Origin of the sequence: Kitasatospora sp. NBC_00070 (assembly GCF_045041205.1) — a bacterium.
Taxonomy (GTDB): domain Bacteria; phylum Actinomycetota; class Actinomycetes; order Streptomycetales; family Streptomycetaceae; genus Kitasatospora.
In genome coordinates, this window is the sequence record NZ_CP108247.1 from 6,327,471 (window position 1) to 6,342,256 (window position 14,786).

The following is a 14,786-nucleotide window of genomic DNA, read 5'->3' on the forward strand; positions in this document are numbered from 1 at the left end:
ATGGCCACCGCCCTCTCCGGGTCCGGCACCGCCGACTGCGGCTGCCCGCTGCCGCTGCCCTGCCAGTGCTCCTACCCGGCCCTGCTCCGGGCCCGGCTCAGGGCCGCCGTCCCGTCCGAGCCGCTGTTGCACAACGGCCATGTGCTGACCGCCAGTTCGCTGCTCAGTGCGGCACTCGGCGCGTTCTTCTGGCTGCTCGCCACCGCCTGGTACAGCCCGGAGACGGTCGGCCGCAGCTACGCCGCGCTGTCCGCCGCCGCGCTGCTCTCCGGGGTCGGCCAGTTCAACCTGGGCGACGTGCTGATGCGGTTCGTCCCCACCGCCGGGCCGCACACCCGGCTGCTGCTGCTGCGCTGCTACGCCGTCAGCTCGGCGGCCAGCGTGCTCGCCGCGGTGGCCTTCCTGCTGCTGATCCCGGTGCTCGCCCCCGGCCTCGACTTCCTGCGCGACCCGGCGGTGGCCGTTGCCTTCGTCGCCGCCAGCGCCGGGTACACCCTGTTCGTGCTCCAGGACGGCGCACTCACCGGGCTGCGCCGGCCCGGCTGGGTGCTCGGCGAGAACACGCTGTTCGCGGTCGCCAAGGCGGTCCTGCTGGTCGGCTTCGCCCTGCTGGCGCTGGACTCCGGCATCCTGCTGGCCTGGAGCGCCGCGCTGGTGGTCTCGCTGGTGGTCACCAACGGCTACCTGTTCGGGCGGGCCGTACCCGCGCACGCCAAGGCGGACCGGGACGGGGTGCCACCGCCCCGGCTGGTGCGCTACGCGGCCGCGGACTACGTCGGCGCGCTGCTGCGGACCGCCGCCTACAGCCTGATGCCGCTGCTGGTGCTCGGACGGCTCGGCGCCGACCAGAACGCCTACTTCTCGCTGGCCTGGGTGATCGCCTACACCTGCTACCTGGCCACCCTCAACATGGGCAGCTCGCTGATCGTCGAGGCCGCCCACGCCCCCGAACGGCTGGCCGAGCACGGGCGCCGGGTGCTCCGGCACGCCGGACTGCTGGTCGGCACCGGAGTCCTGCTGCTGGTGGTCGCCGCCCCCTGGGTGCTGGCCGCCTTCGGCCCGGACTACGCCGCGAACGGCACCACCCTGCTGCGCCTGCTCGCCCTCTCCGCACTGCCCAACCTGGTGCTCGGCGTCGCCATCGACGTCTGTCGGGCCCGCCGGGCGATGGGCTGGGTGATCGGCCTGCAGGCCACCCTGCTGGTGGTGGTGCTCGCGCTGACCGTCTGGCTGATCCCGCTGTACGGCCTGACCGGCGTCGGCCTGGCCTGGCTGATCGCGGAGAGCCTGCTGGCCCTGCCGCTGCTGGTCACGCTGCCGCGCTGGCTCCCCCGGGAGACGAGCCCCCGGACGACGAAGGGAAGCGAGTGAGATGACCGACCGACTCGACCCGGTCCGCCCGGGGGCCGGAACGCAGCTGACGGGGCATCGGCTCACCCTGAGCGTGGTGGTCTGCTCGTACACGATGGCCCGCTGGCCCGACCTGGTCGCCGCCGTCGGCTCGCTGCAGAGCCAGCACACCCCCGCCGACGAGCTGCTGCTGGTGGTCGACCACTGCCCCGAACTGGCCGTCCGCGCGGCCGGGGTGCTGGCCGGCGTACGGGTGGTGGCGAACCGGGAGCAGGCCGGCCTCTCCGGCGCCCGGAACACCGGGGTGGCGCTGGCCAGGGGCGACGTGGTCGCCTTCCTGGACGACGACGCCACCGCCGACCCGGACTGGACCGAGCGGCTGCTCGCCGGGTACCTGGACCCCCGGGTGCTGGGCGTCGGCGGCCTGGTCCGGCCGCGCTGGGAGACCGGCCGGCCCGCCTGGTTCCCGCCCGAGTTCGACTGGGTGGTCGGCTGCTCCTACCGGGGCATGCCCGAACAGGCCGCCCGGGTAAGGAACTTCATCGGCGCCAACATGTCCTTCCGGCGGGCCGAACTGCTGGCGGCCGGCGGTTTCCGCCCCGACCTCGGCCGGATCGGCAACCGGCCGCTCGGCTGCGAGGAGACCGAGCTGTGCATCCGGCTGGCGGCCGGCCGGCCGGAGGTCGAACTGCGCTACGAACCGGCCGCCGGGGTCAGCCACCGGGTCCCCGAGGGGCGGACCAACTGGACTTACTTCCGGGCCCGTTGCTACGCCGAGGGCCTCTCCAAGGCGGTGGTGGCCCGGCACACCGGGAAGGGCCCGGCGCTGGCCAGCGAACGCCGCTACCTGCGCAGCACGGTGCCGCGCGGGATGGCCAGGACGGTCCGTCCCGGCGGCGGCGGCCCGCGCGAACTCGCGGCCCTCGCCCTGGGCGTGGCCGCCACGTTGACCGGCTACGCCAACGGCCGGTTCGGCCGGGCCGGCACGCTGGGCCGGCTGGTCGGCCCGGCGCACCGGGCCGAGGACCCGGAGGGTGCGCCATGACCGTCGTCCCGGTGTTCCTGTACCACTCGGTGTCGGACGACCCGCCGCCCTGGATCGCACCGTTCACCGTCACCCCGCGCACCTTCGCCGAGCAGCTGGACCGGATCACCGACGCCGGCCGCACCGTCGTCCCGCTGCACCGCCTGGTGGCGGCGCTCCGCGGCGGCCCGGCACTGCCCGCCGACGCGGCGGTGCTCACCTTCGACGACGGCTTCGCCGACTTCTACTGGACGGTGGCCCAGCTGCTGACCGAACGCGGCCTGCCCGCCACGCTGTTCGTCACCACCGGCGCGATCCACCCGCCGGGCGGGGTGGCGGCCGGCAGCCTGCTGCCGCCGGCCCCGATGCTGAGCTGGCGTCAGCTGACCACGCTGGACGCCTGCGGCGTGGAGATCGGCGCGCACACCCGGACCCACCCGCAGCTGGACACCCTGCCGGGCCGCCTGCTGGCGAGCGAGATCGTCGGCTGCCGGCAGGAGCTGGAGGACGTGCTCGGCCACCCGGTGACCTCCTTCGCCTACCCGCACGGCTACTCCAGCGCCGTCGTCCGCCGACAGGTCTCGGAGGCCGGGTTCAGCTCCGCGAGCGCCGTGCTGAACGCCCTCAGCTCGGGCAACGACGACCCGCTGCGGATCGCCCGGCTGATGGTCCGGGCCGACACCCCGGCCGAGCGGTTCCGGAGCTGGACGCACGGCGAGGGCGCCCCGGTGGCACCGCTCAGGGAGCAGCTGCGGACCAAGGGCTGGCGGCTCTACCGCCGGGCCAGGGCCGCCGTGGGCAGCCCGGTCGGCGGGCCGCCGGAGATCTGAGACCCGCCGCCGGATCGGTGGGCCGGTCGGTCTCAGTGCTGCCAGACCCGGACCCAGTCCACCTGCAGCCGGGCGGTGTCCACGCCGTCCGGCGGGGCCTTGGGGTAGCCGACCGCCAGGTTGAGCAGCACCTCCATCGGCTGGTCCGGAATCCTGGTCGGGTCGGTCTCCCGGTGCCGGGCCACCCCGTCGACGTACCAGGTGAGCGAGTCGCGCTCCCAGGCCAGCGCGAAGACGTGGAAGCCGGCCGGGTAGTCGGCCGGGCCGACGTACGCCGCGTCGTGCTGGTCGGAGCCGTCCGGGCCCGGCCAGTGCACGGTGAGCTGGGCGGTGGTGGCGCTGGTGTCGCCGAGGAACTCGACCACGTCCAGCTCGGGCGGGGTGGTGCGGCCGGCGGGCATCAGCCAGAAGGCCGGGAACATGCCCGACTCGGCCGGGATCCGGATCGAGGCGGCGAAGTAGCCCCGGGTGAAGGTGAACCGGGGCTGGGCGTTCCAGCCGTCCCGGCCGGTGCTGACCATGCCCGAGGTCCACGGGTAGCGCCGGTCGTCGCTGCCGTCGGTGCCGCGCCGCTCGGCGGTCAGGGTGAGCAGGCCGCGGCCGACCGAGACCTGGGACGGCAGGTACCACTCCAGCTCCCGGTTGCCCCGGTTGGTGCAGCCCCGGTCGTTCCAGTCGTAGCAGGTGGCCCACTGGCTGCGGTCCAGCCGGGCGCCGTCGAACTCGTCCTGGAAGACCAGCTGCCAGGGCCCGGGGGCGGCCGGTGAGGCGCCGTCGGCCGGGCCGCTGGCGTTGGACGGCGCGCCCGGGGTGTTCCACACCTCCTGGCCCGTGCCGCTGCCCGCGTTGCAGGCGGTGACCAGCAGCAGCGCGGCCAGCGCCACCCGGCCGAACGGCGGCCGGGCCAGCACCGCCGAGGTGGTCAGCACGGCGAGCAGCAGGACGGCCCGGGCCGGGGTGAACCAGCCGCCCAGGAAGAGTGCGACCGCCAGCAGCGTCTCGACGGCGAGGCTGAGCGTGACCGCCAGGACCACCGTGGTCAGGGCGCGCCGTCCGGCCCGGGGCGGCCTGCTCAGCGCCAGGCCGGGCCCGACCAGCAGGTAGACCAGGGTGACGGGCAGTCGGACCGGCGCGGGGAGGGCCAGCGCGCCGAGCGCGACCCAGCCGGAGGCGGCGAGCAGCAGCGGGACCGTCAGCTTCGAGCGCCGGACCCGCCGGAAGACCCGTGGTGTCATCGGTGACGCCTCCTCAGGCCGCGTTCGGGACGAAGCGGTAGACCACCGCGTCGTCGTTGCGGTACACCACGGTGAACCGGGGCGCCCCGTCCACCGCGGTGCCGAGCCGGGCCACCGTGTCGGCCGGCAGTACGCCGGTCAGGTAGCACTCGGCGGCCTGACCCCGGTTCAGGATCAGGTACGCGGGGGTGCCGGCCTCGGCGAACGAGGTGGCCCTGATCAGCCCGGCGAGTGGGTCGGCGAGCAGCAGCTGCTGGGTCTCCCGGCTCTCCTGGGTGAGCTGGATGCGTGGGTGCAGGTCGTATTCGGCGACGCCGCCCGGTACGTCGCCGGTGACCGAGACGATCACCGCGCCGGGCGGGGCGAGCGCGATCATCCGGCGGGCGGCGGTGACCTCGCCGGGGGAGAAGTAGTTCATGTTCTCCTTGCTGTAGTAGCCGAAGAACAGGCCGCCCAGCAGGCCCAGCGTCACCACCACCGAGGTGACCGAACGCAGGGCGGGCAGCCGCCCGGGGCGCAGCAGCGCGGCGACCAGGAAGGCGCTGGCGGGCAGCGCGAACAGGTAGACCCGGAAGATCATCTCGCCGCCGTAGCTGTTCGCGGCGAGCAGCGGCAGCGGCGCCACCGCGAGCAGCGGCAGCCCGGTCCGGCGCACCCAGGGCTGCCGCCAGACCGCCGCCGCCGCGAGCAGGATCACCGCCGCCGACATCCCCCGGTCCACCCAGGCCACCACCACCTGGCCGGGCGCGGCGGCGCCGAGGCCGGCCAGCCCGGAGACGACGTTGCCCTCCGGGGAGGTCAGCCCGGCCGCGAAGTCCGACAGGTTGGCCGCCAGGAAGGGCCGGGCCACCGTGGAGTACCAGACGCCGGTGAGCACCAGCAGCCCGGCCAGCGCGGGCAGCACCGCCCGCCGGTTGCGCCGGGGCAGCGCGAGCGCGGTCAGCGAGCAGAGCAGCATCAGCGGGGTGAGCTGGTGCGAGACCACGATCGCGGCCTCCAGCAGCAGCACCACCAGCAGCCGGCCGAGGCTGGGGGCGGCCCGGGCCGGGGTGAGCGAGGGCCGGGCGCCGCCGCCCGGCCCGGTCCCGCCGTTCGGCAGCTGCCCGGCCACCAGGGCCAGCACCGTGACGAACAGCAGGAAGGCGAACGCCTGCGGGGCGAAGTAGTCCTGGCCGACCCAGGCGCAGCAGTAGTAGACCCAGAGCGCGCCCCAGACCAGCCGCCGGTCGGTGGTGAAGGTCCGGTAGAGCAGCAGCAGCGGCGCGATCAGCAGGGCGTTGGTGGCGGCCGGGGCCCAGGCGGCGTACCCGAGGGCCGACTCCGTGCCGGTGACCCGCAGGAAGAGCCCGTTCAGCACGAAGAAGCCGGGCCACTGGTTGTAGATGTCGAAGCCGCCGGGGCGCGGCACCGCGCCGTCGTTGCGGATCATCGCGTCCAGCACCGCGATGTGCTTCCAGGCCCAGGAGTACCGCAGGGTCGGGTAGAGCAGGCTCGGGGTGGCGTGGATCATCCCGATCAGGCCGAGCAGATACGCCGTCAGCCACCCGGTGCGGACCCGGGGGTCACGCAGCGCCAGCCAGAAGCCGAGGGTCAGCAGCACCACCGCGATCCAGTACAGCGGCGGCAGCACCTGGAGCAGCCCCAGGTCGTTCATCGCGGCCAGGTCGACCGAGCGCAGCGAGAGCAGCCAGAGCAGCAGCGCGACCGGCAGCACCAGGTACGGCGCCGGCACCCTGGCCCGCCGGCCGGCCGCCGGCGGCGTCCTCCCCGGTGTCGGCGCCGGACGCGGTGGCTAGCACGGGGGTGCCCCGGGCCGGCCGGGTGGTGACGGGCTCACCGGACGGCCCCGGCGACGGTGGCGCAGATCCGCTGGGCGGCGAAACCGGTGCCGCAGACGAACCGCATCAGCGGCCCGAAGGTGGCCGCCGACGCCAGCCCGGTGAAGTACAGGCCGGGCACCGAGGACTGGAAGGTCTGGTCCAGCCGGGGCGCGCCCTCGATCCGGCGCAGCCCGCGCCGGAGTTCGGGCCCGAGCAGGCCGAGCCGGTCGACGTCCACCCGGTAGCCGGTGGCGGCCAGCACGTGGTCGGCGTCCAGCAGCTCGGTGCCGCCGCCCGGCCGGTGCAGGGCCAGTCTGACCCGCCCGGCGGACTCCTGGGCGGAGCCCAGCCGGTGGCCGGTGAGCACCGGCACCCGGCCCTCCACCCGGTCCCGCAGCCACCAGGCGCCGGACGGCCCGAGCACGGTGCGGACGAAGTGCAGCCTGGTCCGGTCCGGCAGGTGCCGGAAGGCCCCGGGCGCCCGGCTGAACGCGAACAGCGACCAACCGGGCCCGAGCGGCGAACCCGGTTTGGTCACCCGGACGGTCAGTGTCCGGTCGGTGCTGCGGTCGGTCTCCGGAGGGGTGCCGAACAGCACCGTGTCCGTGCGGGCCACCACGGTCGGCTCGGCCCCGGCCTCGTGCAGCAGCGCCGCGCTCTCCAGGGCGGACTGCCCGGCGCCCAGCACCGCCACCCGCCGCCCGGCGAACCGGGTCAGGTCCTGGTGCTCCGAGGAGTGCGAGGCCAGGCCCGCCTCGGCGAGCGGCGCCAACTCCCGGGGCAGGTACGGGTACGCGCCCAGGCCGGTGGCCAGCACCACCTGACGGCTGGTGAACTCCTCGCCGTCCTCCAGCGCGATCCGGAAGGCGGTCCGCCCGGCGTCGATCCGGCGCACCGTGGTGCGCTCCAGCGCGGGCACGCAACGCTCCTGGAACCAGAGGCCGTAGCGGATGAACTCGTCGATCGGGACCGGATAGAGGTCGCCACCGGTGACCCGGCCGTCGGCGGTCCGGAAGTCGTCCAGCCGGTGCACCTCGGCCGGGTCGGAGATGGAGGAGGCCGAGGGCGTGGACTTGAGGTACATCCCGGCGGGCATCCGGGCCCGCCAGCTCTCCATCGGCTCACCGAACACCCGTAGCGGCACTCGGCTGCCGCGCAGGTGGGCGGCAGTGGCGAGCCCGTACGGGCCGGCTCCGATCACGGTCACCGGCACCGCTTCGGCGGTGGTCACGACGACCACCCCGACCCGGTCCGACAGACGGTCAACAGACGGTTGGTCAACATCCGGCGCCCTCCTCGAACGGAGCACCCCTCAGTCCAGGGTGCACCCGCGGAGGCGACCGGGAACACCCCCCATTCGGGTCACGGCCGGTGTCGCTGCGTACTCGTGCGCCCCTGCACTGGCCCGACCGGCCCCGGTGGCGCGAGAATTGTCCTCACCGGCACGGCACGGGGAGGGGGCATCGCCCGTCCGGCGCCGGACAGCACCAGCGATGAGGCCGACATGCCGCAAGCCCGGATCGAGCCGGACCGCGCGACCCCCGCCCTGCTGGTGAAGATCGGGCACTACCCGCAGCACCACGGCGGGGTCGGGGTGATCCGTACCCTCGGCCGGCTGGGTGTCCCGGTCTACGCCATGGTGGAGGACCGCTGGACCCCGGCCGCGCTCTCCCGCTACCTCACCGGTGCCTTCGTCCGCCGCACCGACGGTTCGGAGGAACCGGCCGCGCTGCTGGCCGTGCTGCTCGAGATCGGCGCCGCGATCGGCCGTCCGACCGTGCCGGTGGCCACCGACGACGAGGCGGCCGTGCTGCTGGCCGAGCACGCCGGGGAACTCTCCCGGTACTTCCTGCTGCCGCCGGTGCCGCCCACGCTGCCCAGGCTGCTGGCCAGCAAGGCCGGGCTGTTCGAGGTCTGCCGCCGGTACGGCGTGCCGAGCCCGGCGGCCTGGGCGCCGCAGGGGTACCGGGAGCTGCTGGCGGTGGGCCGGGAGCACGGCTACCCGCTGGTGCTGAAGAACCTGGAGGCGTGGACCAGGCTGCGGGCCCCCGCCGTCCGGCACACCACGGTGGTGCACGACGAGGCCGAGCTGAAGGCCGCCTGCCAGCCGGAGCCGGTGCCCTCGGTGCTGGTCCAGGAGTACCTGCCGCCGGAGCAGGCCGAGGACTGGATCACCCACCTGTACTGCGGCCCGGACGGTGCCCCGCCGCTGGTCTTCACCGGCCGCAAGCTCCGCTCCTGGCCACCCGGCGCCGGGGTCACCACCCGGGCGCAGTCGCTGCCCAATCCCGAACTCGCCGATCTGGCGGCCGAGTTCTGCGGCCGGATCGGCTACCACGGGGTGGCCGACCTGGACTGGCGGCTGGACCGGCGGGACGGGCAGTACAAGCTGGTGGACTTCAACCCGCGCACCGGGGCGCAGTTCCGGCTGTTCCAGAGCACCGCCGGGGTGGACGTGGTGCGGGCCCTGCACCTGGGGCTGACGGGCCGTCGGATCCCGGCCGGCCCCCAGCTGGTCCGCAGTTTCGGGGTCGGTCAGCTCGACCTGCCGTCCGCCGTGGTCACCGCCTGGCGGGAGCGCCGGCCGCCGGTGGACGTGCTGCCCAGGGCGGCCACCGAACGGGGCTGGCTCTGCCGGGACGACCCGCTGCCCGCGCTCGGCGAGGCGGCCCGGTTCACCGGCACGGTGGCGGAGCGGCTGCGCCGGGCGGCGCGCCGGCCCTGACAGGGCGGCTCAGCCGACCAGCTCGGTCAGCGCGATGGCGTGGTTGGTGTGCTCGACCTTGGCCCGGAGGTAGCGGACGTTGCTGGCCGAGACGTGCACGCCGGTGGGGACCCGCTCGGTCACCTCGATACCCAGCCCGGCCAGCTGGCCGGCCTTGTCGGGGTTGTTGCTGAGCAGCCGGACGCCGGTGACGCCGAGGGTGCGCAGCATCTGGGCGGCGGCGGTGTAGTCGCGGTCGTCCTCGGGGAGACCGAGCGCGGTGTTGGCCGCGTAGGTGTCGAGACCCTGGTCCTGCAGCTGGTAGGCGTCGAGCTTGTTGTAGAGGCCGATGCCCCGGCCCTCCTGGCGGAGGTAGAGCAGGTAGCCGCCGGTCTCGGCGATCCGCTCGACCGCCTCGCGCAGCTGCGGGCCGCAGTCGCAGCGGGCCGAGCCGAACACGTCGCCGGTCAGGCACTCGGAGTGCAGCCGGACCAGCGGCGCACCGGGGCCCGGCTCGCCGAGCCGGAGGGCCAGGTGCTCGGCGCCGTCGGTCAGGCCGTGGAAGGTGAAGACCTCGGCGGTGACCCGGTAGCCGTCCGGGAACACCAGCGGGATCTGGACGTTGGAACGTACCGTCGCGGTGCTCAGCTGATCCGTCATGCCGGACCTCCTTCGGGCTGTTTCGAACGACCGTACACTGTTGTTCCAATTTGAACAACATCCTTCCGGGCTGTCCCGTTCGGCTCAGCATCCCCCTCCGCCCCGGGCCCGCCGCCCGCAAGCTGGTGAAGGCGGACGAGCTCCCGAGCGAAGGAAGAACATGTCCAAGGCATTCGGATTCGTGGCGTACGGCGGGCCGGAGCGACAGGAGTTCCTGGACCGGCCGGTGCCGGTGCCCGGGCCGGGGCAGCTGTTGATCGCGGTGCACGCGGCCGGGGTCAATCCGGCGGACTGGAAGGTCCGGCAGGGGCTGTTCGGCACCGCGCAGCCGACGCCGCGGGTGCTCGGACTGGAGGCGGCCGGGGTGGTCCAGGTGCTCGGCGAGGGGGTGACCGGCCTGGTGGTCGGCGACCCGGTGTTCGGGCCCACCCCCGGCGGGGCGTTCGCCGAGCACACGCTGCTGGAGTCGGACAACGCCGCCCAGGTGCCCGACGACGTGTCCTTCGCCCAGGCGGCCACCCTGCCGGTGGCCGCCGCGACGGCCTACGACGCGGTCGAGCAGCTGGCCCTGACGCCCGGTCAGGTGCTGCTGGTGCTCGGCGTCGCGGGCGGGGTCGGCAGCGCGGCCGCGCAGATCGCGGTGGCCCGGGGCGTCAAGGTGCTCGGCACCGCGAGCGACCAGAGTCGGGAGTACGTGGCGAGCCTGGGTGCGACCCAGATCGCGTACGGCGAGGGGGTGGCCGGGCGGGTGAAGGCCGCCGCGCCCGGCGGGGTGGACGGCATCCTGGACCTGATCGGCGGCGACGATGTCCGGTCCGCCGCGGCGGCGCTGCGCCCCGGCGGCCGGCTGGTGTCCACCGTCGACCCGGTCGCCGCCGTCGAGCTGGGCGGCGCGTTCGTGAAGCGGCGGAACAGCGGCGAGGTGCTGACCGCACTGGCGGCGCTGGTCGCCAACGGCGGCCTGGACCCGCACGTCTCGGAGACCTTCACGCTGGACCGCGCGGCCGAGGCGATGGCCGCGGTCGAGTCCGGCCACGCGCGCGGCAAGTGCGTCGTCGAGATCCGCTGAGAGGGCGCACCCGATGAGGATCACCGAGAGCCGGCCGGGCGCGCCCTGCTGGGTCGAGCAGGGCAGCGCCGACCCGCGGGCCGCCCGGGCCTTCTACGGCGAGCTGTTCGGCTGGCGGCCCGAGACTGACCCGGACCCGGCGGGCGGCGGCTACACCGTGATGCTGCTCGGGGACGACCCGGTGGCCGCGATCACCCCGCTGTCCGCCCCGGGGCGGCCCGGCGTCTGGACGGTGTCCCTCGCCAGCGCCGACGTCGACGCCACCGCGGCCACCGCCACGGCGGCCGGCGGCCGGGTGCTGACGGGGCCGGCCGAGGCCCTCGACCTGGGCCGGTACGCGGTGCTGGCCGATCCGGCGGGTGCGGTCTTCTCGGTCTGGCAGGCCCGCGCCTTCCGGGGCGCGGCGGTGCTGGCGGAACCGGGGTCGCTGGGCTGGATCGAACTGGCCACCCGGGACGTGCCCGGCGCGCTGGCCTTCTACCCGGAGCTGTTCGGATGGAGCGTCAGCCCCGCCGAGTCGTACACCCAGTGGGGCCTGGACGGCCGGGACTTCGGCGGGGTGCTGGACATGGGCGAGCAGTTCCCGGCCGACCTGGCGCCGTACTGGATGCCGTACTTCTCGGTCGCCGACGTGGACCTGTCGGCCGAGCGCGCGGTGGGGCTGGGCGCCGAGGCGGTGCTGCCGCCCACCGACGTGCCGGACGGGCCCCGGCTCGCGGTGCTCCGGGACCCGCTCGGCGCGGTGTTCGGGATCTACCTGGACGACACCTCGGGCTGACGCTCGGCCGGCCGCCGCTCCGGCGCCCGGCGGCGGCGCAGCTCACCGACGGCGGCGGCCAGCGTGACGGCCGCCGCCGTGTACGGGACCCAGTCGCCGAGCCGCAGGTACCAGGTGTCGGCGCCCGGCGCGGCCAGCGGCAGGGTGACGGTCAGCGCGCCGCTGTCGTCGGTGCCCAGTGCGGCCAGCCGGCGGCCCTGCCGGTCGTACGCCACCGACTCGCCGGTCAGCGCCGCCTGCACCACCGGGCGGCCGGTCTCGGCGGCCCGCAGCGCACCCAGCGAGGCGTGCTGCTGCGGCGCCCAGGAGGACTGGAAGGTCGAGGTGGAGGACTGGAAGACCAGCATCCGGGCGCCGTCGGCCGCCGCCACCCTGGACATGTCGGGGAAGGTCGACTCGAAGCAGACCAGGGCGCCGAACGGGAGCGGCCGGCCCGCCCGGTCGGTGCCGTGCAGCAGGTGGAAGGCGGCGCCGGGGGCCCGGTTCTCGCCCGCCGCCTTGCTCACCCCGGTCAGCCAGCCGAGCACCGGCCGGAGCGGGACGTACTCGCCGAACGGGACCAGCCGGATCTTCCGGTAGCGCTCCGCCACGCCGTCCGGGGTGACCAGCACGGCGTCCTTGGAGATCTTCCCGTCCGCCTTCCTGGCGTCCTCGCCGACCAGCAGCGGGGCATCGGTGGCGACGGTCAGCTGCCGCAGCCGGGCCAGTGTCGCGGGGGAGCGGTCCAGGTCCTCGGTGGTGCTGCTCTCGCCCCAGACCACCAGGTCGAGCGGCCGGCCGGCCAGTTCGGCGGTGATCCGCTCGCCGGTGGCCAGCCGCTCCTCAGGACCGGCGGTCTGGCCGGGCTGGACCAGTGCGACGGTCGCGGTGTCGCCCGGCGCGGGCGCGCGCTGGGCGGCGAACAGCAGCGGACCGGCCAGCAGCGTCGCGGTCACCGCCGACACCGCCAGCAGCCGGACCGGGAGCCGACGGCCGGTCAGCAGGATCAGCACCCCCACGTTGGCGGCCACCACCGCCGCGCTCACCAGCCACGCCCCGCCCACCGAGGCCAGCCCGAGCACCGCCGGGTGCTGCCACTGACTCGCACCGAGCAGCGCCCACGGCCCGCCGAGCGCGTGCCAGGACCGGACGAACTCGGTGCTCACCCAGACCGACGGCACCACCAGCAGCGCGAGCGCGGCCCGCCCCGGGGTGGCCGGTTGGTGCAGCAGCCGGTGCACGGCGAGCCCGACCGCACCCTGGAGCGCCCCGAAGACCACCGCGAGCGCGAGCAGCCCCGGGCCGATCGACGGCACCAGCCAGTACATCGCGGTCAGGATGAACCCCGCCCCGAACCACCAGCCCCGGACCGCCGCCTCCCGCCCGGTCGCCGCCCGCCGCATCAGTTCCAGCCCGGGCACCAGCGCCACCCAGGCCAGCCACGCCAGACCGGCCGCCGGGAAGGTCAGCACGGGCAGCGCCCCGGCCAACACCGAGGCGTACCGGGCGGGCTGGCGGAGCGAGGCAGGCGGTCTCATGCCCCCACGCTAGACCCGTCCCGCCGGAGTCGGCGGGACCACCGCGCCTCGGGCCGGGGCCGACCGGGGGCGCCGGCCCGACGGTGCCGGTTGCTGGTTCGTCAACTACCTTGTCCGGTCCAGGACTCGGCGAGGGGCGGGGTGGGCCTGTCAAGAGGCCGGGCCGGGAGTTCTGCATGGCGGACAACCGGTTGACGCCATTGGTTCAGACCAATACTTTCCCTGCAGCACAGCTCCGCACAGTTCTCACAGGAACGAGAGCCAATGCCTCACCGATCCATCACCAAGCTGACCGTCGGCGCCACCGCGGCAGCCCTCGGACTGCTCGTCTCGCTCGCCCCCGCCGCCAGCGCGTCCTCCTCCGGGGGCGGCGAGCACGGACAGTCCGGCCCGTACACCTACAAGCGGGTCGGCTACTTCACCCAGTGGGGCATCTACGGCCGCAACTACCAGGTCAAGGACCTGGCGACGAGCGGTACGGCGGGTAGGCTCACCCACATCAACTACGCCTTCGGCGCGATCGGCGCGGACGGCAAGTGCCTGGTGGGCAACGTGCCCGGCGCCGACCCGTGGGCCGACTACGTCCGCCCGGTGGACGCGGCCAACTCGGTGGACGGCACCGCCGACACCGCCGAGCAGAAGCTGGCGGGCAACTTCAACCAGCTCCGTGAGCTGAAGGCGAAGAACCCCGGCCTCAAGGTCATGATCTCGCTGGGCGGTTGGAGCGGATCCGCGCACTTCTCCGACTCGGTGCGCACCGACGCCTCCCGCAAGGCGCTGGTCGCCTCCTGCCTCGACACCTACATCAAGGGCAACCTGCCCGTGGACGGCGCCCGCGGTGGCGTCGGCGCCGCGGCCGGCCTGTTCGACGGCATCGACCTCGACTGGGAGTGGCCCGGCTCCGAGGGCGCCCCCGGCAACGGCATCCGCCCCGAGGACAAGCAGAACTTCACCAAGCTGGTGCACGAGTTCCGGGTCCAGCTGGACGCGTACGGCAAGTCGCTGGCCAAGCGCAAGCACTTCGACCTGAGCGCGTACGCCCCCGCCAACCCGGCGAAGATCGACGCCGGCTTCGAGGTCGCCAAGATCACCCGGGACTTCGACTTCGTCAACCTGCAGGGCTACGACTTCCACGTCTCCGGCGAGAAGACCACCGCCCAGCAGTCCGCGCTGTTCGCCAAGAAGGGCGACTTCAGCGTCGACCAGACCGTCAACGACTGGCTGCGGCGCGGCGCCCCGGCCAAGAAGCTCGTGGTCGGCATGCCGTTCTACGGCCAGGGCTGGACCGGCGTCACCGGCGGCGGCAACGGTCTCGACCAGCCGGCCACCGCCCCCGCCCCCGCGACCTGGGTCGCGGGCACCGAGGACTACAAGGCCCTGAAGAAGCTCGCGGACTCCGGCACCTACCAGGTCCACCGGGGCATCGGCAGCGCCTGGCTGTTCGACGGCACCACGCTCTGGACGTACGACGACCCGACGGTGCTCCGTACCAAGGCGGCCTACGTCCAGCTGCGCGGACTGGGCGGCGCCATGGTCTGGGCCCTGGACGGCGACACCCCGAACGGCGAACTCTACGCCGCCATCGACCAGGGCCTCAGCCACCGCTGACGGCTCCGCCAACCCTTTTGGCAGGTGCTTCGGAAGAGTCAGGGGCTCGGGGCCCTGTTGATGTGCGGCTCCGCCGCGTGGGCGACGCCGACCTTCTGGCAGGTGGTTCAGCACAGCAGGGGGCTCGGGGAACTGCGACGCCGGCCTCGGAAAAGGTGATCGTCGCGTAGGTGGTCAGGCACTTTCGCAGT

The 14,786-nt window shown here is 74.5% G+C and carries 12 protein-coding genes; 7 read left to right on the forward strand and 5 right to left on the reverse strand.

The window, feature by feature from the left end; translation table 11 throughout:
- Genes OHV05_RS28805 through OHV05_RS28815 form a run of 3 tightly spaced genes read left to right on the forward strand, consistent with a single transcriptional unit; the run spans position 1 to position 3,204 of the window.
- Positions 1 to 1,371: a lipopolysaccharide biosynthesis protein gene (locus tag OHV05_RS28805; protein ID WP_405020264.1), complete on the forward strand. Its 1,371-nt coding sequence runs from the start codon at positions 1 to 3 to the stop codon at positions 1,369 to 1,371.
- Position 1,372: 1 nt separating this feature from the next.
- Positions 1,373 to 2,395, forward strand: a complete 1,023-nt coding sequence (locus OHV05_RS28810) for a glycosyltransferase family 2 protein (protein ID WP_405020265.1) — start codon at positions 1,373 to 1,375, stop codon at positions 2,393 to 2,395.
- Positions 2,392 to 3,204 (forward strand): polysaccharide deacetylase family protein, encoded by an 813-nt coding sequence (locus tag OHV05_RS28815; protein ID WP_405020266.1) that lies wholly within the window; start codon positions 2,392 to 2,394, stop codon positions 3,202 to 3,204. The genes OHV05_RS28810 and OHV05_RS28815 overlap by 4 nt, the downstream gene beginning before the upstream one ends.
- Before the next feature lie 32 nt (positions 3,205 to 3,236).
- Here OHV05_RS28815 and OHV05_RS28820 read toward each other — a convergent pair whose 3' ends face one another.
- From OHV05_RS28820 to OHV05_RS28830, 3 genes are all read right to left on the reverse strand, one after another.
- Positions 3,237 to 4,439 carry a family 16 glycosylhydrolase gene (locus OHV05_RS28820; RefSeq protein WP_405020267.1) on the reverse strand — a complete coding sequence of 401 codons (1,203 nt, stop codon included), beginning with the start codon at positions 4,437 to 4,439 and terminating at the stop codon, positions 3,237 to 3,239.
- A gap of 13 nt (positions 4,440 to 4,452) precedes the next feature.
- Complete coding sequence (locus tag OHV05_RS28825) at positions 4,453 to 6,171, reverse strand: glycosyltransferase (RefSeq protein ID WP_405020268.1); 1,719 nt, start codon at positions 6,169 to 6,171, stop codon at positions 4,453 to 4,455.
- Between the two features lie 101 nt (positions 6,172 to 6,272).
- The gene (locus OHV05_RS28830; protein WP_405020269.1) at positions 6,273 to 7,490 is read right to left on the reverse strand and encodes an FAD-dependent oxidoreductase; all 1,218 of its coding nucleotides are present in this window, start codon (positions 7,488 to 7,490) and stop codon (positions 6,273 to 6,275) included.
- A 273-nt stretch (positions 7,491 to 7,763) separates the two neighbouring features.
- Between OHV05_RS28830 and OHV05_RS28835 the strand changes: the two genes are divergently transcribed.
- Positions 7,764 to 8,984: an ATP-grasp domain-containing protein gene (locus OHV05_RS28835; protein ID WP_405020270.1), complete on the forward strand. Its 1,221-nt coding sequence runs from the start codon at positions 7,764 to 7,766 to the stop codon at positions 8,982 to 8,984.
- A 9-nt stretch (positions 8,985 to 8,993) separates the two neighbouring features.
- Here the strand turns inward: OHV05_RS28835 and ribA are convergent, their stop codons facing one another.
- Complete coding sequence (gene ribA, locus OHV05_RS28840; protein ID WP_405020271.1) at positions 8,994 to 9,623, reverse strand: GTP cyclohydrolase II; 630 nt, start codon at positions 9,621 to 9,623, stop codon at positions 8,994 to 8,996.
- A 160-nt stretch (positions 9,624 to 9,783) separates the two neighbouring features.
- Here ribA and OHV05_RS28845 point away from each other — a divergent pair, with 160 nt between their 5' ends.
- Both OHV05_RS28845 and OHV05_RS28850 read left to right on the forward strand, forming a co-directional pair.
- Positions 9,784 to 10,692: an NADP-dependent oxidoreductase gene (locus tag OHV05_RS28845; RefSeq protein WP_405020272.1), complete on the forward strand. Its 909-nt coding sequence runs from the start codon at positions 9,784 to 9,786 to the stop codon at positions 10,690 to 10,692.
- A gap of 13 nt (positions 10,693 to 10,705) precedes the next feature.
- Entirely contained in the window at positions 10,706 to 11,470 is a 765-nt protein-coding gene (locus OHV05_RS28850) for a VOC family protein (RefSeq protein WP_405020273.1), read from the forward strand.
- Here the strand turns inward: OHV05_RS28850 and lnt are convergent.
- Positions 11,446 to 12,987: an apolipoprotein N-acyltransferase gene (lnt, locus tag OHV05_RS28855; RefSeq protein ID WP_405020274.1), complete on the reverse strand. Its 1,542-nt coding sequence runs from the start codon at positions 12,985 to 12,987 to the stop codon at positions 11,446 to 11,448. The two genes, OHV05_RS28850 and lnt, sit on opposite strands and share 25 nt — an antisense overlap.
- A 264-nt stretch (positions 12,988 to 13,251) precedes the next feature.
- On the opposite strand from lnt, the gene OHV05_RS28860 reads away from it, so the two are divergent.
- Entirely contained in the window at positions 13,252 to 14,595 is a 1,344-nt protein-coding gene (locus OHV05_RS28860; RefSeq protein WP_405020275.1) for a glycoside hydrolase family 18 protein, read from the forward strand.
- The last annotated feature ends 191 nt before the right edge of the window (positions 14,596 to 14,786 follow it).